This window comes from Prevotella sp. FD3004 (assembly GCF_000746155.1).
Classification (GTDB): Bacteria; Bacteroidota; Bacteroidia; order Bacteroidales; family Bacteroidaceae; genus Prevotella.
Genome location: NZ_JQKR01000015.1, coordinates 1 through 23356, shown reverse-complemented (window position 1 = coordinate 23356; position 23356 = coordinate 1). Strand labels below are relative to the sequence as shown.

The following is a 23356-nucleotide window of genomic DNA, read 5'->3' as shown; positions in this document are numbered from 1 at the left end:
CCCACAAAGATACAAAATAATTGAGAATTAAGAACTCTTTTTTAAGAAAAAGCGGCAATGCCGAGTGAAGAATTAAGATTTTTCATTATCTTTGCAGCAAAATTCACGAAGTTTATGGAAATAAAGGAACTCTACAAGTTATACCAGCAACACCCTTGCATCACGACTGATAGTCGTGACTGTCCTCAAGGAAGTATTTTCTTGGCCTTGAAAGGCGAGTTGTTTGATGGCAATAAGTTTGCCGCGTCAGCTATCGAGAAAGGGTGTGCCTATGCTATTGTCGACGATGCGTCTGTTGTTCCTGCCAGCGACAATCGATTCATTGTGGTTCAGGATTGCCTGCAGACCTTCAAGGATTTGGCACGCGAGCATCGCCGTCAGTTCAACATCCCTGTCATCGGCATTACTGGTACCAACGGCAAGACAACCACCAAGGAGCTGATTGCTGCCGTACTTTCTCAGAAATACAATGTACTCTATACCCAAGGAAACTTCAACAACGACGTAGGCGTTCCCAAGACCCTATTCCGCCTCTCCAACGAGCATGAGATTGCTGTCATCGAGATGGGAGCTAGTCATCCCGGTGACATCAAGACGCTGGCAGAAACAGCAGAGCCGACCTGCGGTTTGATAACAAATGTAGGCAAAGCTCATTTACAGGGTTTCGGCTCTTTCGAGGGTGTAATCAAGACAAAATGTGAGCTCTACGATTTCCTTCGCAAACAAAAAGACAGTCTCATCTTCATTAATGCCGATAATGAGCACTTGGTAGACCAAATCAGCGATGACGAAGAACTCTGGCTTTCGCCTTATTCTACAGATCCTGACAATCAGTATTCATGCATCAGTGGCGAGATTATATCGTGCGACCCCTTCTTGAAGTTCCGCTGGCGCGAACCGCTCATGGTTCTTGAAGAAGAAGGCCGAAGCACCAAATGGCACAAGGTACAGACACAGCTTATCGGCTCTTACAATATCGACAATCTGCTTGCTGCCATCGCCGTAGGCATCAATTTCGGAGTTGACCGAAAGAAAATCTGCGCAGCCCTTGAGGAGTATACACCTTCAAACAACCGCAGCCAGATGACCATCACAGAGAAGAACCACCTGATTGTGGATGCATACAATGCAAACCCCTCGTCTATGCAGGCAGCATTGGAAAACTTCAAGCTGATGCAAGCCGACAACAAGATGGCAATTCTCGGAGCCATGCGCGAACTAGGTGAAGTGTCTGCTGAAGAACACCAGCGCATTGTTGACTATCTAAAGACCACAGACGTCAAAACCGTCTGGTTGGTGGGTGAGGAATTTAAAGACATCAAGTGCGACTATCATAAGTTCAACGATGTAGAAGAAGTGAAGGCTGCCATCAAAGCCCAGTGCCCAGAAGGCCAGTACATTCTCATCAAAGGTTCCAATAGTACCAAACTCTTCCAATTGCCCGAACTGCTTTAGACATGAACAACACTTTCTCTTGGCTGGGATTACTGCTTTGTCTACTGGTTTTTACCAGTTGTAAGGATCGGCACTCGACATTCACACTCGAGAAGGTAAATGCCGTCTACTACTGGCGTACAGACCTGAAGCTCGATTCTACCGAGAGAATCTTTCTTCAGCGACATCACATCAACAAGGTGTATTGCCGCTATTTCGATGTAGTGATGAGCGATGACGATGCAACAGAACCAAAGCCAAATGCTACCATCTCGTTCTCTGACACCCTTCCCGAAAATATCGAGCTCATTCCCACCGTATACATCACCGAAGACTGTATGCATCGTCCATATCAGGGACTGGCGAAAAAAATTGTAAAGCGCATACAGCAGATGAACGAGACCAACGACATCAGACACGTTAGCGAGATACAGATAGACTGCGACTACACCTCGAAAAGCCGAAACATTTACTATCAATTTCTCGAAGAGGTGAAACAAGCTTGGGGAGGTACACTCTCCACCACCATCCGCCTTCACCAACTCTCGATGGCTATCCCGCCCGCCGACTATGGCGTGTTGATGGTTTATAACACAGGCGACCCTCGTAAGTGGAAAGAGCGCCGCTCAACTGATGGTCGCTTACTCGAAGAAGGCAAAAACCCCGTTCTTGACTATCGCGATGTATTTCCATATCTGAGTAAGCTCGACGATTACCCCCTACCCCTTGCTACAGCCTATCCCGTATACCAATGGATCAGGAACATCGAAGGGGTCAGGGTGGAGCATACTGTTGAAGCCGCCGAGATTCTGAAAGTAAAACAGGCACTGGAAAAAGAGCGTAAGGATCTCAAGAATGCCATTATCACCTATCATTTAGACAAAGAAAACATTAACAGATATAAGCCCAAAACCTATGAAGAGATTTATCATCATTAACCTACTGGCAGTTCTCACACTGCCCACTTTCGCTTGTGCCTGGGGAGATCCCGAAAACCCCTATTTATTCAGCATCTACACGTCCAACAACTTCAAAGATCGTGTAGAACGCATCTGCAACGACAACTGGAAAGCCTACCTTGGCTCGACAGAAGAATATTTCTGGTTCAATGCTGACGATGCCATCAAGGCCGCCCGTCAGAAAGGCGATGCACTGATGGTGAGCTACGTGCAGAACTTGAACAAATATCTCAATTGTGTCAGTATCGAACAGCGCAAACAGAATGAGTGGAACTACCCCACCAAAGATGAAATCACCACCCAGCAGACCCTTCTGAATGCTATTCGTGTCTATGCCCTCAGCAAGACGAAAACCAGACTGCGCTCCCAGCATGCTCTGCTTTACATGCGTTGCAACATGATGATGGGTCGTCACCAAGACAACATCACCTTTTGGGAACAAACGGCCAGCAAGTATATCGAGACTGTCTATAAAGACATGATGAAGAACATTTATGCGGGTGCCCTCTACAAAACAGGACGTGAGGATGAGGCTGGAGAGATGTTTGCAGAGATGGACGACTATGAGAGTCTGATGACACTGTTCTATAAGAAGCGCTCCTACCTTGCCATCAGCCAGCATTACAAGCAGAATCCTAATTCAAAGGTATTACCCTTCCTGTTGCAAGACTTTGTCAACAATGCCCAAGAAGCTAACGATGCCAAGAACGAGGGTGCCTTCGGTGGTAAACTCTTCATCCGTGATATCAACCAACAGGAATCATGGCAGATGCAGCAGTTCTGTGAGTTAGTAGTACGCGAGGGCAAGACCGAAGCCCCCATCATGTGGAAAACTGCTAAAGCCTGGCTTGAGTATCTTTCTGGCAAAAAACAGGAAGCCCTCAAGGACATCAATGCAGCTATGGGGATGGAAGGTTCTGAGCGTATGAAGGAAAGCGCCCGCGTGCTGAAATTATACATTACCGCAGCTCTGGCCAAGCCAAGCGATAAATTCGATAATTATCTGACAGAAGAACTTGAATGGCTCAGAGCTAAAGAGATTCAAGACAATTTCTTCTATCGCGCAAAGACCCGCCTGGTCAATCAGGTTATCATCCCACACTATCAGAACAAGCCTGAACAACTGCTGGCTTTGATGTCTGTCACTTACAACAGCCAATACCCCAACTACATCGACACTATGCGTGTTGACCGTCTCGAAAAATACCTTATTTATAGCAACACCCCAGGCAAAACTTCCTTCGATAAATATCTGAAAAGTCACATCAAAGCCAACGACTCTACGCTCATCGAACTCATTGGAACGAAATATATGCGTTTAGCCCAATGGGATAAGGCTATCCAGTGGCTAAAGGAGATACCAATTTCTTACTACAACGAGAAACACAGCAAAGAGTATCTCTATTATTCTGTTGTTCGAAAATGGACAATAGAACCTTGGATAACCCGCCAATGGGTAAAACAGAGCAAGATTTATGAGCGAAATCTCAAGTGGGAGAAGCACCGCAAACTCGATTTCTGTAAGGAGATGCAGATGATGGAAAGTTCGCTTAATCTGCTGAAAGGCAAGGCTCTCGAGCAACGTTATTATAACCTCGCCACATACTATGCTCAGGCCAACATCAAAGGAGACTGCTGGTGGTTGCTTCGCGACACCAAGAGTGGTTATGACACTATACGTGTCAATGAGGTCGACTTCGGGCAGAAAGCTGTCGAATACCTCCAGAAAGCAGCCATGAGCCGGGATAAGGACCTGAAACTGAAGGCACTGTTCGCCATGGGCTACAGCGATCTTTATACCGCTACATCAAACACCAAATTGTGGTATGAGAATGCATGGAACTCGGAAGTTTCCGACTTCGTCACCATATACCATCGTCAATCTCCTCAGTTCCGGGCCTACCAAGGGCTTTTCAATCTGGTCGAAAACACCCCAGAGGAACCTGCGTACGTCAGCAGATGTGACGAATTTCTGCAGTTCAGAAAGTACTACCGACAGCATAAATAATAAAAAATATCCCTTTTCCTGCACGTATTTCATTTTTTTGCCGTACCTTTGCAGTCGGTTTAAAAGGCAAACCTCCTGAGATATTCAGGAATCGGGATGTAGCGCAGTTGGTAGCGCACTACGTTCGGGACGTAGGGGTCGGGCGTTCGAGTCGCCTCATCCCGACCAAAACAAAAGGAAGTGACTGATTCATTAGTCACTTCCTTTTTCCATATATGATCTATAATCGCCCCATTTCTCTATTTTCACATCGAAATGTCCATTGGTAATACTGCAATGTTTCGTCGAACCATCCATAAACTCTGCGTTGCCCTCGAATGAGAAAGTTCCGGAAATCAACTCTCCCTGCTTATAGGTGCGGATTGTAACACGTGAACTACTGATATCGAGAAGTCCATAGTAGAGTGACGTCACAGAGTCTTCTTTTAGCTCCGAACCTGCAAGATAGGGCAGTTCTATGTCTGCTACGTTGTCTAAGACGGCACCCTGTCTTACTTGTTCAAGAGGCAGGCAAATGGCGATATGCTCTGACTTTTCAAGTTCTTCATTCTTCTCGAGAGATGCCCATATTTCGAGAGTGTCTGTGTATTCTCTTGCCCCCACAGATTCGACATATACAGCAGGTGGTATTCGCGGTGCCCAAAAGTATTCTACCTTTTTCCCGTTCAAAAAGAATCCTAAAGTATTCCTACCTGAATCTGTATCTTCAAACGGGTCGGCCTTATCGCATGAGACGAGAGTAAAGGCAGCAAACATCATAATTACAATTCCCCAGAGTTTCATTCTTTTCATTTCTGTTGTTATTTTTTTAATAGTTGATACTTCTATCTATGGAAACGACAAAGTGCGGGGAATCCTGCATCGCCATGCGTTAAATGTTCCTAAATCCCCTCCGTTACGACTATCGCTTTACTCCGAGGAAAGTCTCGGTTTGCTCCGTGCAGACTAACCTCACACTCTGTCTGGATATTTTCTCATGGGATGTGAGGTGGTGAGGCTTTCCTTGAATTGTTAATCTTTTATAAGATTAAAGCTAGCAATTTTACTTTTAGGTTTCTGGTGTGTCAAATAAGGCAGAAGTGTAAAAGTAACAATTAACTCATTATCAAATTTAAAAACCAAACTTTAATTTATGAAAAAGCTATTTATTTCGCTGATGGCTCTCACAAGCCTCACAGCAGTAGCACAGAATCCTATTGTTCCTTCTGTAAAAGCAGAGGTCGAGGACTTCAAGCCTGCCACAACCAATCAAGAGAACAAGCAGTTTCCGGCCATTAACTCTAAGCGCCAGGTCCGTGCGCAGATTAAGGCACCTCAGGCTACATTCGTAGGACTCGACATTGCTGGCAAAATCTATGAGATGACCAAGGATGAGAACGGTGTATGGACTGGTACTTCAGAACCTCAGGACGAAGGTTTTCACTATTATCAGCTCAACATCGATGGCGCAAACGTGCCCGATCCAAACAGTTTATACTACTATGGTGCCAGCCGCTGGGGAAGCGGTATCGACGTTCCTGCTGCCGACGAGGATTTCTATACAGTAAAGAATGTGCCTCAGGGCTCTGTCAACGAGGTATATTACTATTCATCAGTAACTCAGGAGATGCGTCACGGCTACATATATCTGCCCGCAGAATACTATACCAATCCCACGAAGAAATTCCCCGTGCTCTATCTGCAGCATGGTATGGGTGAGAACGAGACTGGCTGGAGTGCCCAAGGAAAGACAGGTATCATTATGGACAACCTGATTGCCGCTGGCAAGGCCGTACCTTTCATCATCTTTATGGACAACGGACTGAACGCACGCAAGCCAGGAGAACAGCCAATGGGCTTTGGCGGTCCTCGTCCACAGGGAGCCCGCCCACAGGGTGCTCCTCAGGGGCAGCGTCCACAGGGAAATGCTCAAGGACAGCGTCCACGTATGGGTGGGGCCGATTTCGCCAAGATGGCCCGTCGCATGGGTGGCGCCTTCGAGGAAGTGCTGATTAAGGACATCATCCCTACAGTAGAAAAGAACTACCGTGTGATAGCCGATGCTGATCATCGCGCTATGGCTGGTCTGTCGATGGGTGGCATGCAGACTCATGGCATCACGCTCAACAACCCCACCACGTTTGCTTATGTAGGAATCTTCAGCGGTGGTACCATCGGTGCCGACGAACTGACAGATATCCCTGACTTCAAGAAAACCAATAAAGTGCTCTTCATGAGTGCTGGCGGCAAGGAAAAGGGAATGGCAGAAGGTGAGACAAGCGTAGGCAAGGTGGCAGAGGATCTGAAGGCAATCGGCATCAACGCACACAGCTACATCTCGCCAGAGACAGCCCACGAGTGGCAGACCTGGCGTCGCAGCCTCTACCAGTTTGCACAGTTGCTTTTCAAATAAGCAGATAACACAAAGAAAAGAGCTGCTACCTTTGCCGAAGGATAGCAGCTCTTTTTGTAAAAAACCAGAGGATTCCTTTGTTATTATAGATTCTTTGATTACTTTTGCAGCACAAAATGATTAATAGTAAAATCAAGAGAAAATATGGAAACAAAGTATAAAGATAACAAGGTGAAGGTGACTGTTATCGAAAGTCGCTGTCCCAAGTACAAAGTTGGTGATGTTATCTGTTTCGAAGGGAGTATGCTCGACAAAGAGCATAGTGATAATGTTTGTATGGTTGCAATGAATGCGATTTACCCATTTGTCTACGCTTTCAGAAGAGGCGGTTATCTAAGAAAAGGACCATACCAATGCACGGATTGCGGTGAGACCGTTAAGTTTGAAATAGAAATCATCCCTTAGTTTTTATAATAGGTAAATTAAAAAGATAAGACGAAGATAGATTCTTCGTCTTATCTTTTTCTACTCCCTTTTCCAGGAATCATCGGACTCCTGCCACGGGGTCTCATCCATGACCAAAGTCTTAGTTATTTTATGAGGTTTCCCAGCTATAACTCTAAAGGAATAAGGACCTCCCTGATACCAGATCCATTGAGTTTTATAATCATAGATAATTTGTAGAGGGTCTGGCGGAGTGACAAATAATTAAGCATCTTGCCATCCCTTTTCATAGCTCCTATAGCCTTTATCCATTTTCTCTGAATCTATTAAACGGTTCCCTTGCCAAGCGGGTCACGCTTCAGGCTTTCAATCATATCGCTGATCTTATGCAACTCACGGGTGATACGGATGCTCTGCGGACAATGGGGCTCACACTGATGGCATCCGATGCAATGGTCGGGCTGGCGATTACGGGGCACCACACGATCGAGCGAGATGAGGTATTGGCGGCGATGCTTGCGGTATTCTGCATCACCCACGCCCATAGGTAACGAACCTTCGTTCTTGCACTTATTATAATGTACAAAAATGGCAGGAATATCAATACCATAAGGACAAGGCATGCAGTACTTACAATCATTGCAGGGGATGTTTTCCAAACCCACAATCTTCTGGGCAATCTCCTTATCAAGGTAGCGCATCTCATCATCAGATAATGGAACAAGTGGACAATAGCTCAAGAGATTGTCCTTGAGATGCTCCATATAAGTCATACCAGAAAGAACAGTAAGCACCCCTTCAGGGGTTCCTGCATAACGAAAGGCCCACGAGGCCACACTACGCTCTGGAGCATGGCTCTTCAACTCAGCAGCCAGATATTGCGGGAGATTAGCCAGACGACCACCCAATAGGGGTTCCATGATGACAGCAGGAATGCCTCGCTTATAAAGTTCGGCATAGAGGTAGCTAGCATCAACGTTATTATTACTGATTTCGTTGGCATAATCCCAATCAAGGTAGTTAAGCTCTATCTGAACAAAGTCCCAATGATACTTATCGTGTAAGGCGATGACCTCGTCGAACACCTCTTGCTTACCATGAAACGAAAAACCGAGGTTGCGGATACGACCTGCCTCGCGTTCCTTTAGCAGATAATCCATCATACCATTATCCACATAGCGGCCCTTGAACTCCTCCATGCTTCCTCCAACAGCATGGAGCAGATAATAATCGAGATACTCGACCTGAAGCTCCTTCATCGAGTTATGATACATCTCCTTAGCCTTGTCAGCAGCCCAGTAGTCGCGGTTGAAGTTGGATAGTTTTGTAGCCACAAAATACTCACTGCGCTTATGACGATGGAGAGCTATTCCCGTACAGCGCTCTGATTTACCCTGACAATAAACAGGAGAGGTGTCGAAGTAGTTCATGCCATGCTCGATGGCATAGTCTATCTGCTTGTTGATCATCTCCTGATCGAACTCATCACTGTTGTTGACCTTTGTCGGAAGGCGCATCATGCCATAGCCCAAGACCGACACCTTCTCTTTTGTCTTGGGATTCTCACGGTATGTCATCTTACCAATGGGAGGCTCCACCTGGTTTTTATATTCCTCAGCGGCCTGTACGCCTGCTTTGTTGCCACCCTTACAGCCAGCTAAGGTAGCTACTGCGGTCACACTGCCTGCTCCAAAGATCTTCAGAAACGAACGGCGCGATATATTTTTCTTTTCCATAAATAACTTCCTTCTTTTTTAAATCTTACGATGTACCTCATGTCCCTCGACATAAATAGCCGAGAACGGACGCGACGGACAAACATACTCACAAGCACCACAGCCTATGCAGGCTGCTTCGTTGATAGCAGGCACCATAGGTGATTCGTCATCATTAGGATCGAGCTGAACCATCTCGATAGCACCAGATGGACAATGGCGGGCACAGTTGCCGCACTCCACCTCGTCGGTGAGCACCACACAGTTTTTCTTAATCCACACTGCATGACCAATCTGAATAGAAGTCTTCTCGGGTTTGTCGATCTTTTGGATGGCACCAGCTGGGCAAACCTCAGAGCAACGGGTACACTCTGGACGGCAATAACCATGTTCGTACGACATAGTGGGTTGCATGAGGTGAATTAAGTCACTACTCGGGCGAAGCACCTGGTTGGGACACTCGGAAATACAGAGTTGGCAACCTGTACAACGTTTGGCCAAGTTATCGAAAGAAAGTGAGCCTGGAGGTGTAAGCGGCGTCTGGCGCTTAGGAGCCACTTTATCCTCGATTTCAGCCAATCCTCCATCCATAAGTTTCTCTTTCTTCTGAGCAAGGGCAGCACTAGAGACCAAGACTGACGCTAGCAAAAACGAACGCTTCGAGGCATCGACAGCATCATTGGATTTTTCCTTTGACACTGGTTTCCCTGCTTTATACTTCAGTGCTCCAAACTTACAATTATCAATGCAATTTCCACAGACCACGCAACGGCTATAGTCAACAGTGTGTGTCTTGTAGTCGATACAAGCAGCCTTACAATTCTTGGAACAGAGTGAGCAGTTTCTACACTTGTCTTCATCGAAGCTAATCTTCAACCACGAGAAACGGGCAAAAAACGACAGGATAGTACCTACAGGGCAGATGGTGTTACAATAAGTACGTCCGCCTCGCCAAGCTAAAATAAAGAGAGCCACCAGCGTCACAGCAGCAATGATCAGTACAGGTAGTGAGCGCATCCATGTATCAACGCTATAGAAAGCATAACTCTCGTAATGTTCTGCCACCATAGCCAGAAGGTTATTACCCAACTTCCATAAGGGCTGGAAGATCATCGTAGCGATACGACCATAGCTGCTATAAGGTGCTAACAGCTGGAACAAAGAACCTATACCAGCTACACCAGCAATGACAAATACTACCAGCACGGGATAACGCAACCAACGCACTTCCTTGGAATAGGAATACTTATTCTTCTTGCGATGGAAACGCGCCAGGATATCCTGGAACACACCCAACGGACAGATAATAGAACAGTAAATACGCCCGAAGATAAGCGTCAGGGCAATAAGTGTTAAGACCAATACGAGGTTGAGTGCCATCACTGCTGGCAGAAACTGGATCTTCGCCATCCAGCTGAGCCAATGATGAAGCGTCCCCGTGAAATCGAGGAAGAGCAGGGTTATCAGCACAAAGAACACCGCTGCAAGAATCGTTCTGATTTTACGTAACATAAGTCTATAAAGCATTTGTTTATTTAGTAATCTTCACAATCACGATGCTGAGTTCATAAAGCAACCATATAGGCAGAGCTACCACAAGAAGCGTGAAAGCATCGGTAGTTGGGGTAATGATGGCTGCGACAACTAGAATCGCCACAATGGCGTGTCTTCGCATCGATTGCATCATCTGGGCATTTACCAACCCCATCCGCCCCAATATCCAGCTGACTACTGGCAACTCGAAGACGATGCCCATCACCAGACTCATCATCAGCAACGTATCCATATACGACTGAAGGGTCAGCATATTCACCACATCAGGACTTACCTGATAAGTGCCCAGGAACTTCACAGTCAGGGGGAAGATCAGGAAGTAATTAATGGCTGTTCCCAGCATGAACATCAAATATCCACTCCCACAGAGCAAGGTGGCATAACGCCTTTCATTGTCATAGAGCGCTGGCGAAACAAAACGGAAGAGCATATATATAATATAAGGTGAAGCCACGAGCACTCCAGCATACATCGCAGTCTTCATGTGAATCAAGAACTGCTCCGTCAAACCCGTATTCATCAGACTGACATTGAATGGCTCAACGCCCATCAGTCTATAGGTAATGAAATCACTCGATCGCGGTGCCAACACAATGGCAAACATCTCATCCTTCAGACAAAATGCCACCACAGCAGCAATCACCGTTACGACGAGAACCCTTATAATGACCGAGCGTAACTCATCGAGATGATCCCAGAAGGTCATCACCTCCTTACTCATCTTTCTTCTCTTCCTTTATATCCTCTTTAAGATCCGTCACCTCGTTCAAGCCCTCTTTAAAACTCTTCACGCCTTTGCCAAGACCTTTCATGAGTTCGGGAATCTTCTTGCCACCAAAGAATAACAAAAAGATAAGAGCGATAATAAGAATCTCTTGCATACCTAATCCAAACATATTCCTTTAGTTTTTTAGTTTATTCTGCAAATATACAAAGAAATCTCGGTAAATCAAGCATTCGCTATGATTTATTAACAAATCAGTACGCAACATAGGGCAACAGACGGTTGATGGCCTCCTGAGGAAAGTCTTTCGACAATTTCAAATCGTAGAGTGATTTAATGGGGCCATGCAGACGACGGTAGTCTGTGATAGCTCGTGCCTGATAGAAGTTGATATAGGGGTGGCGCTTGAGTTCGTTCAGGCTCAGCTGGTTGATGTTCAGTTTATGCGGCGAAGCATTTTGGACAACCAGATAGTCTTTGGCATCTAAAGGAAAATCCTCGATTTCATCGAGTTGGTCGACACTGACATAACCACCCAGACGTTGTCCGTATTGTACAATCTTGCGGGCAAAATATGGCCCAATGCCAGGAACAGTCTTGAGTGCGGCAGTGTCGGCTGTATTTAAAATAACATGTTCGCCCTCGCTGATCTTTATCTGATAACGGGCTACTAGCGAGTCATGTTCTCGGTTGCTCAGCGCATGCCCACGACGGAAAGCCGTATCGCGATAAACCACCTTGGTACATACATAAACCATCTGTGGATGCTGCTTATACCGTTGTTTGTAAGCCTGATGTTCTTTTTCTTTTCTGATGGTGTCAGCGGAAGAAAAGGTATTGGTATCCTTCTCGGCCCTACCCGTGAAAATAATGATTCCAAAAGCAATCAGCATGACGCAAAGCGCGGAAAGAATAACTTTACGATCAGACTTCTGCAGATAGAAGAACTCACGAATCATAACACGCCAAACTGATGGAGGAATATCAGGACTATACAAACGGGTACGACATATCGGATGGAGAAATACCACGCCCTGAAGAATGTTTCCTTAAGCACGCCGCCATTGGTGAACTCATCCTGCACCAACTTACGATTTACGAACCAACCTAGCATAATACTCGTGAGGAAAGCGCCAGACGGCAGCATCAACTGGGCGGTCAGAAAATCGCAGAAGTCAAGTAGTGACATACCGAAGAGTCGTAACTGGCTATAAGCTCCCACTGACAGTGAACAGAATACAGCAATCAGCGAACAAACTACAGTTAACACCCAAGCAGCTCGCCGACGAGGCAGATGAAGTTCTTCATGAAAGAAGGCCGTACCTATCTCATGCATGGAAATGGTAGACGTCAGAGCAGCAAATACCAACAGGGCATAAAACAGAATAGCAATGACGTAACCAACCACAGGCATAGAAGCAAAGGCTTGCTGAAATACATTAGGCAAGGTAATAAAAATCAGCGAAGGACCACTATCAGGTTGCACACCGACAGAGAAAGCTGCAGGGAAAATCATGAGACCAGCCAGGATAGCGATGCCAGAATCGAGTAAAGCAATCTGTGTAGCCGAGTGCAGCAGATTAGTATCACGCTTAAAGTATGAAGCATAGGTGCAAAGGCAGGCAGTTCCAAGACTTAATGAGAAGAATGCCTGCCCTAAAGCTTCCAGAAACACATCACTGCTCACCTTCGAGAAATCCGGTTTCAACAAGAACTCAATACCCGCAGAGGCACCAGGCAACAAGCAGGAGGCCACCACCAGAATGAGCAGAAGCACCAGAAGCAAGGGCATGAGAAGCTTAGAAGCGCGTTCAATCCCCTTCTCCACCCCCTGAGCCACCACCAGATGGGTAATCAAGACAAAGGCTACTGCCCAAAGACATGGTTTAACAGGGGAGCCACTGAACTGTTTAAAGTAATCTACCACATAGGCAGGATCGCCAACCAGTTGTCCAGCAATGGATGCATACAAATACTGAAGGCACCAGCCCGCCACCACGGCATAGAAACCCAGAATTATGGTTGAGGTAAGAATACCCAGATAGCCAACAAATCGCCATGGCCGACCTCCCATAGTAGCATAGGCACGTGCGGCATTGGTCTGGGCATGACGACCTACAACGAACTCACTCACCATGCCTGGGATACCCAAAAGCAGCACACAGGCAAAATAAACAAGAATAAAAGCAGCACCGCCATTCTGTCCCGTCATAAACGGGAATCGCCAGATGTTGCCTAACCCTACCGCCGAACCAGCAGTTGCCAAAACGATGGCAAGCCTACTACCAAATGTACCTCTCTTCGTCATTTACAGCAGTCCGAATTGATGTAGGAAGATAAAGAGAATGCAGATAGGACATACATACTTCACCAAGAAAAGATAGAGATGAAACAGCCGGCCATTATCAAGCGTTCCCATGTTAGTGAACTCATCGCGAACAATCTTATGGGGCACAAACCAACCAAGGAATATGCAGGTAAGGAAGCCCACCATTGGCAAGAACAACTGTCCTGTGACGAAATCAAACAAATCGAAGAGCGTCATGCCAAACAAACGGAACCCACTCAGCGAGCCTAACGACAATGAACAGAATATTCCAAGGAGGATACAGCACACCGTCACAGCCAGCGCTGCGCGCTTACGAGTAGTTCCCATCTCCTCTTCAAGGAATGCCGTGCTCACTTCATGAAGCGACATCAGTGAAGTTAGGGCTGCCATCGACAGAAGGATATAGAACAATACGGCAATGATATAGCCAAGGCTGGAGATGCCACCGAAAGCCTGCTGAAACACATTAGGCAGGGTGATGAATATCAGCGAAGGGCCACTGTCTGGATTGACGCCAACAGAAAACGCAGCAGGAAAGATAACCAATCCCGCGAGCAGAGCTACCAAGAAGTCGATGATTCCTATCTGTATAGCCGAACCAGCCAGATTGGTTTGCTTTGAGAAGTAGCTGGCATACGTACAGATACAGCCCATAGCAATACTCAGAGAATAGAACGATTGGCCAAGAGCCGCTAAGAACACATCACCATTTACCTTTGACATATCAGGCTTGAACAGAAATTCGATACCTTTCTGGGCATCAGGCAGCATGCATGAGGCAGCCACGATAATCAATAATAGTATAAATAAGGTGGGCATCATGAGCTTTGAAGCCCGCTCAATACCATCACGCACACCATGGGCGATAATCATATAAGTGGCAAACAGAATAAGAAACGTCCAGAATACTGGCTTTACCGGGTCTTGCGAAAAAGTCACAAAATAGTTGCTGATATATTCAGGATCACCCTGCAACTTACCCATCAGCGATGCCCATATATACTCTAAGCACCAGCCCGAAACCACTGCATAATAACTGGAGATGAGGAATCCCGTTAAAACGCCCATATAGCCGATAACCGACCATATGGAACCTCCTGACATCTTGCGGAACGCCCTAGCCGTGTTTGCCTGCCCGTGACGACCGATGATAAACTCACTAATCATGCAAGGGATGCCAAGGAGCAAAATACAGAAGATATATATAATGATAAACACAGCACCGCCATTCTGACCTGTCATATAGGGGAAGCGCCAAATATTCCCTAACCCCACAGCCGAACCTGCAGTTGCCAGAATAACGCCAAGTTTGCTACCGAAACTGGCCCTTTCTAACTTTGACATATTAACTTTTCTCATCTTTCGTTTGCAAAAGTATAAATTATTTCTTAATTTTGCACCTAAATCGCAAGTAAATATGAGTTTTTTGTTTCATTTAGTAAAGAGATACCCCTTTTCGGATGTGTTTATTCTGGCAATCTGGATTCTTTCGCTCGTTCCGTTTTTCCCGGAGACACCACTCGATAACGTTAGGTTCATTGATAAATGGGTACACTTCGTCATGTACGGCGGGACCTTCACCATTTTATGGATAGAGTATACTGTCAAGCACAATAAGCCTGATTATGAGAAACTATTCTTCTGGGCATGGCTGATGCCTATCATCATGAGTGGCATCATAGAACTATTACAGGAATATTGCACGGGCGGACACCGCAGCGGCGACTGGCTTGACTTTGCCGCCAACGCCACTGGGGTAACTATTGCCGCGCTTATCGGTCTGCTGATTCTTCGCCTTTCCCCCAAGCGGTGAAAGGGTTCTTCAACAGGTGTGCGTTATAGTAACGGCGGTCGCCAGTCACCTCACGACCAATGAAGTCTGGCTTTTCGAAGGGTTCATCTTCTGACTGCAGTTCTACCTCAGCCATCACCAGTCCCTCATTCTCGCCATAGAACTCATCAACCTCGAAAGTATGCGAGCCACTTTTTACGAGATAGCGGGTCTTATCGATGCTGCCGGGTTCGCAGAGTTTCATCAACTGGGTTGCCTCCTCGAGGGTTATCTCCTTCTCGAACTCATAGCGACTCAGTCCATCGGCATTCGAAGGTCCCTTAATAGTCAGATATCCGCGGTTGTCACGGATACGCACCCTAACGGTACGACCGTGACCACTACAGATATAACCTTGACAGATGCGACTGCTACTGAAAGCCTGTCGCTTGTAATCATCGTTACGAACCAGAAACTTTCGTTCTATCTCCAGTCCGCTCATTAAGATACGATGAAGATAGAGTAGACGACAAACAGAACGGCGAGAACTACCAATACACCGAAAATCCATTCGAGTACTTTCTTACCGCCTTGTTCCTGCTTCTTCTGATAAGCCACCTTTTTCTGGGTGCTCTTTGATGCTTTTGCAATCTGTGCCATAATTCAAAATGTTTTTATTGTTATTCTTGTTGTTTGTTTTCTATTGTTCATCATCATTGACGGGGAACTCCATCAGATAAGCCTTGATGAAATCATCAATCTTACCATCCATCACGCCATCAACATCTGTTGTCTGATAGTTGGTGCGGTGGTCTTTGACACGACGGTCATCGAACACGTAGCTTCGAATCTGACTACCCCACTCGATCTTCTTCTTACCTGCCTCAATCTTCGCTTGAGCTTCCAGGCGTTTCTGCATGGCGCGGTCGTAGAGCTGTGAGCGAAGCAAAGTCAGAGCGCGCTCCTTATTCTTCGGCTGGTCGCGGGTTTCAGTATTCTCAATCAGGATTTCCTCTTCTTCACCAGTATCAGGGTCGGTATACCAATAGCGCAAACGGACACCCGACTCCACCTTATTAACATTCTGACCACCAGCGCCAGAGCTACGGAACGTATCCCATGAAAGCTTGGCAGGATCGACATAGACCTCGATGGTATCGTCGACCAGGGGAGATACAAAGACAGAAGCGAACGACGTCATACGCTTGCCCTGAGCATTAAACGGACTGACACGCACCAAACGATGCACACCATTCTCGCTCTTAAGATAGCCGTAGGCATAATCGCCACCCTCTATCTGCATAGTGACACTCTTGATGCCGGCATCATCGCCATCAAGGATGTTCGAGATCGACACCTTATAGCCATGAGCCTCAGCCCAGCGCATATACATACGCATCAGCATCGAAGCCCAGTCCTGAGCCTCGGTACCACCAGCACCAGAATTAATCTTCAGCACTGCGTCCATAGGGTCTTCTTTCTGACGGAGCATGTTCTTCAATTCAAGTTCCTCAATGGCCTTAATGGCTTTGGCGTAGTTCTCATCCACCTCCTCCTCAGTCACCATCTCGTCTTTATAGAAGTCGAAGGCCAACTGCAGCTCGTCGGCAAAGGTGCGAACCTCTTTATAGCCATCAAGCCACTTCTTGATACCCTTCACTTTCTTCATCTGTTCTTCTGCTCGCTGACGGTCTTCCCAGAAGTCAGGAGCCTGCGTACGAAGATCTTCCTCCTCGTACTCTATCTTCTTCTTATCTATCTCAAGATAACGGTGCAGTGCATCTGCACGTTCTAATACATCTTTCAGTTGGTCTTGTGTAATCATATTCTATTCAGCATACATAGCGTCGATTTCCTTCGCATAATTTACGTTCAGCACTCGGCGCTTAATCTTCAGTGTATTCGTGAGTTCGCCCCTCTCCATTGAGAAGTGATGAGGCAGCAAAGTGAAACGCTTCACCTGCTCGTAATGAGCCAGCTGCTGCTGTAAAGTGTCTATGCGTTCCTTCATCATCTCGTAAATCTGGGGATTGGCACACAACTGCTCACGGTTCTCAAAAGCGATACGATGCTCACGAGCATACTCCTCCAGCAACGGATAGACTGGGATAATCAGAGCCGACACGAACTTCCGCTGGTCGGCGATGATAGCGATCTGGTCGATATACTTATCAACAAGCAGTTTCGACTCAATCATCTGAGGCGCAATATACTTACCGTTTGACGTCTTATAAAGGTCCTTGATACGTTCCTTCAGGAACAGTTCGCCTCCTTTCAGATAGCCAGAGTCGCCTGTCTTGAAGTATCCGTCGTCTGTAAAGGCAGCCTTTGTCAGGTCGTCGCGGTTATAATAGCCACGAGTAATGGTGGGGCCCTTCAAGAGCACTTCACCCTCATCACTGATTTTGATGTCGATGCCCTCGATGGGGATTCCTACTCCACCTACGGTATACGGCTCGCCAAGATGATTACAGCTAACGGTAGCCAGACTCTCTGTCAAGCCGTAGCCCACAATCATATTGATACCGATGGCATGTACGAACTCCTCGACTTTGGGATTCACCGTGGCGCCTGCCGTGGGGAAGAAGTGGGCGTTCTCAAGTCCCAGCTCCTTGCGAACCAGAGAGAACACCGTCTTATTGAGCATCTCATACTCCAGATGAAGCGCCAAAGGCGGGCGCTTACCCTTTGAGATATAGTCGATATTATGTCTCTTACCTACCTTCTCGGCATGGCGGAACAACTTGCGCTTAGCAGGGTTGGCCTTCTCGATCTGCTCCTGCACACCCATATACACCTTCTCCCAGAAACGGGGAACGCTCGACATACAGGTGGGATGTGTCTCCTTCATCGACTGCTGCACCTCCTGCGGATAGGTATTCACTATCAGCGTGGCACCTTCCGTCAGACACAGGATTTTCCAGCCCTTCTCGAAGATATGGGTAAATGGCAGGAAGTTCAGCACACGGTCTTCCTCTCCTACCGGCACGCATTTGTCATTAGCAATCATAGCGGCATGATACTGACCACAGGTCAGGATAACGCCCTTAGAGTCACCGGTGGTTCCACTGGTATAAAGGATGTTGGCAATATCATCCATCGAAGCCGAGGCCTGCAACTGCTCTACCTCCGACTGACGGGGATTGTTCTCGCCCAGCTTCAGGAAGTCATCGAAGTAAACGGCGTTCACGTCGTGCTCCGATATCCTGACGGTTCTGTCGAACACGATGATACGCTCCAGCGTCTGGCACATCGTTGCCACACGAAGGGCCTTGTCATACTGCTCCTGCTCACCCACGAAGAGGAAACGGATCTTGGCATCGCTGACCATGAACTGTATCTGCTGTTCAGAGCTTGTGGCATAGAAAGGTATAGTGACAGCCCTGATGCCCCATGCACCGAAGTCGCAGAACAGGTACTGCACAGAGTTCTGCGAGAACACACCAATGTTCTCCTGCACCTTGACGCCCAGGTTGAGCATGGCATTAGACACTTGCTTGACCGTGGCTGAGAACTGATTCCACGACATCGACTTCCATTGTGTGCCGCCAAAATCCTTATAGATCAGCGCCTCACGGTTGCCATACTTCATGGCCTGATCGTGAATCAATCGTGATAAATGACTTCTTGTCTGCATAATCATCTTCTCTAATTCGGTGCAAAATTACGTAAAATAGCTTAGATAGCCAAATTATATTGTGGAAAAGATGCCTTATTCCACGAAAACGATGACGTGCTGGCGTCAGATATTGATGCCGTAGTTCTGCTTCACTTCACTCATCACGAAAGTGCTCTCGATGGCGCTGATGTTACCCACGTCACCCAACTTGTTAAGCACAAACTCCTGATACTGCTTCATGTCGCGAGCCCTTACCTTCAACAGATAGTCGTACGAACCCGAGGTGTTATAGCACTCCGTCACCTCTGGGAGGCGCATGATTCTGCGGGTGAAGGCATTAGCCATGTCGTGGTTAATCTGCTGCAGTTTCACTTTGCAGAACACGAGCAGCCCCTGGTCTAGTTTCTCTGGGTCGAGAATGGCCACATACTTCTTGATATACCCTTGGCGCTCCAACCGCTTCTGGCGCTCAAACACGGGGGTTGGTGTCAGATGCACGGTGTCGGCCAGTTCCTTGGTCGTCAGTTTTGCATTCCTTTGCAGCGTCTTCAGTATCTGCAAGTCGGTTTCATCTAATACGTCTGCCATAACTTAGTCATTATTTCTGTTTACATGCTGCAAAGTTAGGACTTTCTTGCGAAATATGCAAGAACAACAGAAAAAAAATCTCCTCATGCTGGCATTAAGGATATAAAACGCCCATTACCAACATTCCACCGACTTTCGCATTGTAAAGAAAACATGCCTAAAAAAACACCTCTCCACCAGCTCAATCTAGAGCAGCGGAAAGCGCTTTTAGAGTTTCATTACGACTAACTATGGGTTTATCGTAATGAAACTTGGGGTTTGTCGGTAGTAAACTTAGGGTTTACTCGGCGTAAAGTCTACCCCTTTTTGTGTAAAACAAGTTGTTTTATGCGCGCTCAAGTAGTCTCCACAAGGGATGGAGATAGTCTCTTCGGGAACAAAACAAGTTGTTTTGTTCCGAAAGATGACGTCTGAACGAGGGGTGGAAATGGAGCTTTTCTATAACGCTCACGTTCTCAACAACTTACAAAAACGGCTCAAAACTCGCGTATTTGCGGCCAAAGGGCGGCTTGCTGACAAAGACGTGAGTTTTGAGAGCCGATTTGTAATATTCTTTCTTTTATACGCTTTAACTATCTGCGCTGACCTTCCGTCTCCTCGCGCTTAGCTTTATAGTAGCGGTCGATGAAATCAATCTGTTCACGATTGGGGCGCATGATGAGCGAGGCACCGTTTGAGAACTGCATCGTGGTGGGTTTCGACTCGTCGAACGCAGGCCAGTAAGGCAGGCCCTTGCCATTGGGATTACAGGTCTTGGCAAAGTTCACCCAGTATTGCTGGATAATCTCAGCCACAGCAGCCTCAGCGGGATACTTGTCGGGCTGGGTGAGGAACTCGCCATTCAGATACATGATATCATCAGCATGAGCCACGCCCACACGACGGGGATCGCCAGAGAAGCTACGCTCTGAGGGCTGTGCGAGGAAGGCAGCATAGGCAGGACTCTTGCCCGTCTTGCTCTGCAGACTTACCCAAGCATATGAGGGCCATGCGAAGCCCATATCGCGGAAGGCGTCGCCAAAGCCGTGCCAAGCCTCATCGTCGGTAGTGCCAGGGTAGAACTTCAGCGCCTCGTCGGCCCACGAACCGAAGATGCCTTTAATAGACTTCTGATAGTTCTCTGCCGTCATATTGCCAGGAGCAAAGAGAGCGCCCTCGTCGGAGTTGGTCATCACGATGACTGGCACATCGTTATACTCACCACGCTCATAGAGGCGATACTGGTCGTCACAGATCACGTAGCCGTCCACACAAGGCCAGAAGCCCGAGAAGCCTACGTTGCCGTCGCAGAGCGACATAGCATCCATCTTGCGCAACTCCTTCAGCGACTTCTTCCCAAGATGCTTCTGGAATGCCAGTCCCTGCTGTTCTGCCCCTTTCTGTGAGGCATCCAGGCCCAAGGCGCGCGGTTTATCGCTCCAAGGGGCAAACGAACCTCCGCTCTGACTGATGGCTGCACGGAAGAGACCCTTAGCCAGCGGAGAAGCACACAGCATGCTACAGCTGATGGCACCGGCACTCTCGCCGAAAATGGTGACCTTCGAGGGATCGCCACCGAAGTTGGCAATGTTACGCTGCACCCACTGAAGGGCAAAAATCTGATCGAGCAGGCCATAGTTACCCGAATGGCCGTCTTTCGATTCCTTGGTCAGCTCAGGATGCGCCATGAAGCCTAAGGCTCCCGTACGATACTCGATGCTCACAATGACTACGCCACGCAGGGCGAGATGCTTCCAAAGGTCGCCACCATAATGTTCCGTCTGGAATCCGCCACCGTGAATCCACACCATCACAGGCAGACGGTCGTCGACAGAAGTAGCCGGAGTGGCAATGCCCAGATACAGGCAGTCCTCGCTCATCATATCTGCCGTACGTCCAGGACGTGTAGGCTGAGGAGGCCAAGGACCGAACTTATCGGCTTTCAGCACACCCTCCCAGGCCTTGGCAGGCTGTGGAGCGCGCCAACGGAGGTTGCCAACAGGGGGAGCTGCATAAGGAATAGCCTTGTACACAGCCAGCGTTCCGTCAAGCACACCCTCAACGTCACCTGTCTCTACATGGGTTTTCAAGAGCGGCTGCCCTTGCACATGAACCGTCAACATAAGAGCGCAGACGCTCAGAACGATTGTTAGAAGTCTTCTCATATTATATATAATGTATTATTAGTTATTGTAATCGCTGACAAAGGTAAGCATTTCCTGTCATAATAGCGGCCTTTTTGGAGAAATATTCTGTTAAGGCACCCTTATGACCCTATCTTCGGAATAATACTCCACCGTATTCCAATAAAAAGCTATATATTCTGAATTTTAGAAGAAATTTGGTTATTCATTCCAAACGCCGTACCTTTGCACCCAGAAATCAATAATAATAATTAAAAGAAAGGAAAAGATTATGAGTACAAAGAATTATCGTTTTGAGACATTGCAACTTCATGTAGGTCAGGAACAGGCCGACCCCGCTACCGATGCCCGCGCCGTGCCCATCTATCAGACAACAAGCTATGTATTCCATAACTCACAGCATGCAGCCGACCGCTTCGGACTGCGCGACGCCGGCAACATCTATGGACGACTGACAAACTCTACTCAGGGTGTATTCGAGGATCGTGTGGCAGCCCTCGAGGGTGGTGTAGCAGGACTGGCTGTAGCCAGCGGCGCAGCTGCCATCACTTATGCCCTGCAAAACATCGTACAGGCTGGTGACCACATCGTGGCAGCCGACAATCTTTATGGCGGCTCTTATAACTTGATTACCCACACCTTAGCAACTCAAGGCATCACAAACACCATCATCAACGTGAACGACCTTGCAGCTCTGGAAGCAGCCATCAAACCCAACACGAAGGTTGTATATGCTGAGACCTTCGGTAATCCGAATTCTGATGTACTCGACCTTGAAGGTGTGGCTGCCGTAGCCCACAAGCACGGCATCCCCTTCATCGTTGACAACACATTCGGTACACCTTATTTAATTAGGCCCCTTGAGCACGGCGCTGATATCGTGGTGCACTCAGCCACCAAGTTCCTCGGAGGACACGGAAGCTCGCTCGGCGGTGTCATCGTAGACGGTGGCAAGTTCAACTGGAAAGCCAACCCCGACAAGTTCCCGACATTGGCAAAACCCGACCCATCTTATCATGGCATCGTATTCGCCGATGCAGTTGGTGCCGCCGCTTATGTTACTCGTATCCGTGCCGTCATTCTGCGTGATACTGGCGCAGCCATCTCACCATTCAACGCCTTCATCCTGTTGCAGGGTGTAGAGACACTGAGCCTGCGTGTAGAGCGTCATGTTGAGAACGCCCTGAAGGTGGTCGACTTCCTTGCCAAGCACCCGAAAGTGGCCAAAGTAAACCACCCTGCCCTGGAGAGTCACCACGATCACGCACTCTACCAAAAGTACTTCCCCAATGGCGGCGCCAGCATCTTCACCTTCGAGATCAAGGGCGGACAGGAAGAGGCCTGGAAGTTTATCGATGCGCTCCAGATCTTCTCACTACTGGCAAACGTGGCCGACGTGAAAAGCCTGGTGATTCATCCCTACACCACCACACACTCTCAGCTCTCGCCTGAGGAACTGGCAGAGCAGCACATTACTCCGTCAACGGTTCGCCTCAGCATAGGAACGGAACATATTGACGATATCATTGCCGACCTGTCACAGGCTCTAGACCAGATTTAAATATTTAAAGGAAAGATAAAGGCGCAGCCCAATGGCCGCGCCTTTTCTTTTATAGTTTCCAAAGCATTAAGCGAATGGATTCTCTGTTGGGTAGTAATCACCCTTGGGGAAGTTGTAGTCGATCTCCTCAACGGGGATACCCATGTACTTGAGAACCTCCCACAGGTACTTACCAGCGTGCTCGAACATAACGGC

General features: G+C 47.6%; 21 protein-coding genes and 1 tRNA gene. 8 read left to right on the top strand and 14 right to left on the bottom strand.

What is annotated here, in order from left to right:
• Positions 1-114: 114 nt before the first annotated feature.
• From murF to T325_RS06475, 4 genes are all read left to right on the top strand, one after another.
• Positions 115-1455, top strand: a complete 1341-nt coding sequence (gene murF / locus T325_RS06490; protein ID WP_036911612.1) for a UDP-N-acetylmuramoyl-tripeptide--D-alanyl-D-alanine ligase — start codon at positions 115-117, stop codon at positions 1453-1455.
• A gap of 2 nt (positions 1456-1457) precedes the next feature.
• On the top strand, positions 1458-2372 hold the full coding sequence (locus T325_RS06485) for a hypothetical protein (protein WP_036911611.1): 915 nt from the start codon (positions 1458-1460) through the stop codon (positions 2370-2372).
• On the top strand, positions 2350-4401 hold the full coding sequence (locus T325_RS06480) for a hypothetical protein (protein ID WP_036911609.1): 2052 nt from the start codon (positions 2350-2352) through the stop codon (positions 4399-4401). Before T325_RS06485 ends, T325_RS06480 begins: the two co-directional genes overlap by 23 nt.
• 92 nt (positions 4402-4493) lie before the next feature.
• A tRNA-Pro gene (locus T325_RS06475) sits at positions 4494-4569 on the top strand.
• A gap of 24 nt (positions 4570-4593) precedes the next feature.
• Here T325_RS06475 and T325_RS06470 read toward each other — a convergent pair.
• Positions 4594-5193 carry a hypothetical protein gene (locus T325_RS06470; RefSeq protein ID WP_036911603.1) on the bottom strand — a complete coding sequence of 200 codons (600 nt, stop codon included), beginning with the start codon at positions 5191-5193 and terminating at the stop codon, positions 4594-4596.
• 340 nt (positions 5194-5533) lie between these two features.
• On the opposite strand from T325_RS06470, the gene T325_RS06465 reads away from it, so the two are divergent.
• Together T325_RS06465 and T325_RS06460 are read left to right on the top strand one after the other, a co-directional pair.
• On the top strand, positions 5534-6793 hold the full coding sequence (locus tag T325_RS06465; protein WP_036911601.1) for an alpha/beta hydrolase: 1260 nt from the start codon (positions 5534-5536) through the stop codon (positions 6791-6793).
• A gap of 144 nt (positions 6794-6937) precedes the next feature.
• Positions 6938-7198 (top strand): TIGR04076 family protein, encoded by a 261-nt coding sequence (locus T325_RS06460; RefSeq protein ID WP_036911599.1) that lies wholly within the window; start codon positions 6938-6940, stop codon positions 7196-7198.
• Between the two features lie 305 nt (positions 7199-7503).
• Here the strand turns inward: T325_RS06460 and T325_RS06455 are convergent, their stop codons facing one another.
• The 7 genes from T325_RS06455 to T325_RS06425 all read right to left on the bottom strand — a co-directional run bounded on the left by T325_RS06455 (position 7504) and on the right by T325_RS06425 (position 14843).
• A complete protein-coding gene (locus T325_RS06455; protein WP_036911597.1) occupies positions 7504-8913 on the bottom strand; it encodes an aldo/keto reductase in 1410 nt (469 codons plus the stop codon).
• A gap of 18 nt (positions 8914-8931) precedes the next feature.
• The gene (locus T325_RS06450; RefSeq protein WP_036911595.1) at positions 8932-10404 is read right to left on the bottom strand and encodes a 4Fe-4S binding protein; all 1473 of its coding nucleotides are present in this window, start codon (positions 10402-10404) and stop codon (positions 8932-8934) included.
• A gap of 19 nt (positions 10405-10423) precedes the next feature.
• On the bottom strand, positions 10424-11167 hold the full coding sequence (gene tatC / locus T325_RS06445) for a twin-arginine translocase subunit TatC (protein WP_036911593.1): 744 nt from the start codon (positions 11165-11167) through the stop codon (positions 10424-10426).
• Entirely contained in the window at positions 11160-11342 is a 183-nt protein-coding gene (tatA, locus tag T325_RS06440) for a twin-arginine translocase TatA/TatE family subunit (RefSeq protein WP_036911591.1), read from the bottom strand. Before tatA ends, tatC begins: the two co-directional genes overlap by 8 nt.
• Before the next feature lie 82 nt (positions 11343-11424).
• Complete coding sequence (locus T325_RS06435; protein ID WP_036911589.1) at positions 11425-12129, bottom strand: ComEA family DNA-binding protein; 705 nt, start codon at positions 12127-12129, stop codon at positions 11425-11427.
• Complete coding sequence (locus T325_RS06430) at positions 12126-13478, bottom strand: sodium-dependent transporter (protein ID WP_036911586.1); 1353 nt, start codon at positions 13476-13478, stop codon at positions 12126-12128. The genes T325_RS06435 and T325_RS06430 overlap by 4 nt, the downstream gene beginning before the upstream one ends.
• A complete protein-coding gene (locus T325_RS06425) occupies positions 13479-14843 on the bottom strand; it encodes a sodium-dependent transporter (RefSeq protein ID WP_036911584.1) in 1365 nt (454 codons plus the stop codon).
• 73 nt (positions 14844-14916) lie between these two features.
• On the opposite strand from T325_RS06425, the gene T325_RS06420 reads away from it, so the two are divergent.
• The gene (locus tag T325_RS06420) at positions 14917-15312 is read left to right on the top strand and encodes a VanZ family protein (RefSeq protein ID WP_036911582.1); all 396 of its coding nucleotides are present in this window, start codon (positions 14917-14919) and stop codon (positions 15310-15312) included.
• Here the strand turns inward: T325_RS06420 and T325_RS06415 are convergent.
• From T325_RS06415 to T325_RS06390, 6 genes are all read right to left on the bottom strand, one after another.
• Positions 15272-15772: a CYTH domain-containing protein gene (locus T325_RS06415; RefSeq protein WP_036911580.1), complete on the bottom strand. Its 501-nt coding sequence runs from the start codon at positions 15770-15772 to the stop codon at positions 15272-15274. The genes T325_RS06420 and T325_RS06415 overlap by 41 nt on opposite strands.
• Entirely contained in the window at positions 15772-15930 is a 159-nt protein-coding gene (locus tag T325_RS12845; protein ID WP_177172013.1) for a hypothetical protein, read from the bottom strand. The genes T325_RS06415 and T325_RS12845 overlap by 1 nt, the downstream gene beginning before the upstream one ends.
• Before the next feature lie 40 nt (positions 15931-15970).
• Complete coding sequence (gene prfB / locus T325_RS06405) at positions 15971-17095, bottom strand: peptide chain release factor 2 (protein ID WP_036911578.1); 1125 nt, start codon at positions 17093-17095, stop codon at positions 15971-15973.
• A 3-nt stretch (positions 17096-17098) separates the two neighbouring features.
• Positions 17099-18907 (bottom strand): AMP-dependent synthetase/ligase, encoded by a 1809-nt coding sequence (locus T325_RS06400; RefSeq protein WP_036911713.1) that lies wholly within the window; start codon positions 18905-18907, stop codon positions 17099-17101.
• Positions 18908-19012: 105 nt separating this feature from the next.
• Positions 19013-19477, bottom strand: a complete 465-nt coding sequence (locus tag T325_RS06395) for an Lrp/AsnC family transcriptional regulator (protein ID WP_036911576.1) — start codon at positions 19475-19477, stop codon at positions 19013-19015.
• Positions 19478-20049: 572 nt separating this feature from the next.
• A complete protein-coding gene (locus T325_RS06390) occupies positions 20050-21621 on the bottom strand; it encodes a carboxylesterase/lipase family protein (protein ID WP_036911574.1) in 1572 nt (523 codons plus the stop codon).
• Between the two features lie 250 nt (positions 21622-21871).
• On the opposite strand from T325_RS06390, the gene T325_RS06385 reads away from it, so the two are divergent.
• Positions 21872-23161: an O-acetylhomoserine aminocarboxypropyltransferase/cysteine synthase family protein gene (locus T325_RS06385; protein ID WP_036911572.1), complete on the top strand. Its 1290-nt coding sequence runs from the start codon at positions 21872-21874 to the stop codon at positions 23159-23161.
• The last annotated feature ends 195 nt before the right edge of the window (positions 23162-23356 follow it).

Excerpts from the sequence above, each read along its gene's own strand:
- murF (WP_036911612.1), top strand. The coding sequence starts at position 115 with ATGGAAATAAAGGAACTCTACAAGTTATACCAGCAACACCCTTGCATC.
- T325_RS06485 (WP_036911611.1), top strand. The coding sequence starts at position 1,458 with ATGAACAACACTTTCTCTTGGCTGGGATTACTGCTTTGTCTACTGGTT.
- T325_RS06480 (WP_036911609.1), top strand. The coding sequence starts at position 2,350 with ATGAAGAGATTTATCATCATTAACCTACTGGCAGTTCTCACACTGCCC.
- T325_RS06470 (WP_036911603.1), bottom strand. The coding sequence starts at position 5,193 with ATGAAAAGAATGAAACTCTGGGGAATTGTAATTATGATGTTTGCTGCC.
- T325_RS06465 (WP_036911601.1), top strand. The coding sequence starts at position 5,534 with ATGAAAAAGCTATTTATTTCGCTGATGGCTCTCACAAGCCTCACAGCA.
- T325_RS06460 (WP_036911599.1), top strand. The coding sequence starts at position 6,938 with ATGGAAACAAAGTATAAAGATAACAAGGTGAAGGTGACTGTTATCGAA.
- T325_RS06455 (WP_036911597.1), bottom strand. The coding sequence starts at position 8,913 with ATGGAAAAGAAAAATATATCGCGCCGTTCGTTTCTGAAGATCTTTGGA.
- T325_RS06450 (WP_036911595.1), bottom strand. The coding sequence starts at position 10,404 with ATGTTACGTAAAATCAGAACGATTCTTGCAGCGGTGTTCTTTGTGCTG.
- tatC (WP_036911593.1), bottom strand. The coding sequence starts at position 11,167 with ATGAGTAAGGAGGTGATGACCTTCTGGGATCATCTCGATGAGTTACGC.
- tatA (WP_036911591.1), bottom strand. The coding sequence starts at position 11,342 with ATGTTTGGATTAGGTATGCAAGAGATTCTTATTATCGCTCTTATCTTT.
- T325_RS06435 (WP_036911589.1), bottom strand. The coding sequence starts at position 12,129 with ATGATTCGTGAGTTCTTCTATCTGCAGAAGTCTGATCGTAAAGTTATT.
- T325_RS06430 (WP_036911586.1), bottom strand. The coding sequence starts at position 13,478 with ATGACGAAGAGAGGTACATTTGGTAGTAGGCTTGCCATCGTTTTGGCA.
- T325_RS06425 (WP_036911584.1), bottom strand. The coding sequence starts at position 14,843 with ATGTCAAAGTTAGAAAGGGCCAGTTTCGGTAGCAAACTTGGCGTTATT.
- T325_RS06420 (WP_036911582.1), top strand. The coding sequence starts at position 14,917 with ATGAGTTTTTTGTTTCATTTAGTAAAGAGATACCCCTTTTCGGATGTG.
- T325_RS06415 (WP_036911580.1), bottom strand. The coding sequence starts at position 15,772 with ATGAGCGGACTGGAGATAGAACGAAAGTTTCTGGTTCGTAACGATGAT.
- T325_RS12845 (WP_177172013.1), bottom strand. The coding sequence starts at position 15,930 with ATGGCACAGATTGCAAAAGCATCAAAGAGCACCCAGAAAAAGGTGGCT.
- prfB (WP_036911578.1), bottom strand. The coding sequence starts at position 17,095 with ATGATTACACAAGACCAACTGAAAGATGTATTAGAACGTGCAGATGCA.
- T325_RS06400 (WP_036911713.1), bottom strand. The coding sequence starts at position 18,907 with ATGCAGACAAGAAGTCATTTATCACGATTGATTCACGATCAGGCCATG.
- T325_RS06395 (WP_036911576.1), bottom strand. The coding sequence starts at position 19,477 with ATGGCAGACGTATTAGATGAAACCGACTTGCAGATACTGAAGACGCTG.
- T325_RS06390 (WP_036911574.1), bottom strand. The coding sequence starts at position 21,621 with ATGAGAAGACTTCTAACAATCGTTCTGAGCGTCTGCGCTCTTATGTTG.
- T325_RS06385 (WP_036911572.1), top strand. The coding sequence starts at position 21,872 with ATGAGTACAAAGAATTATCGTTTTGAGACATTGCAACTTCATGTAGGT.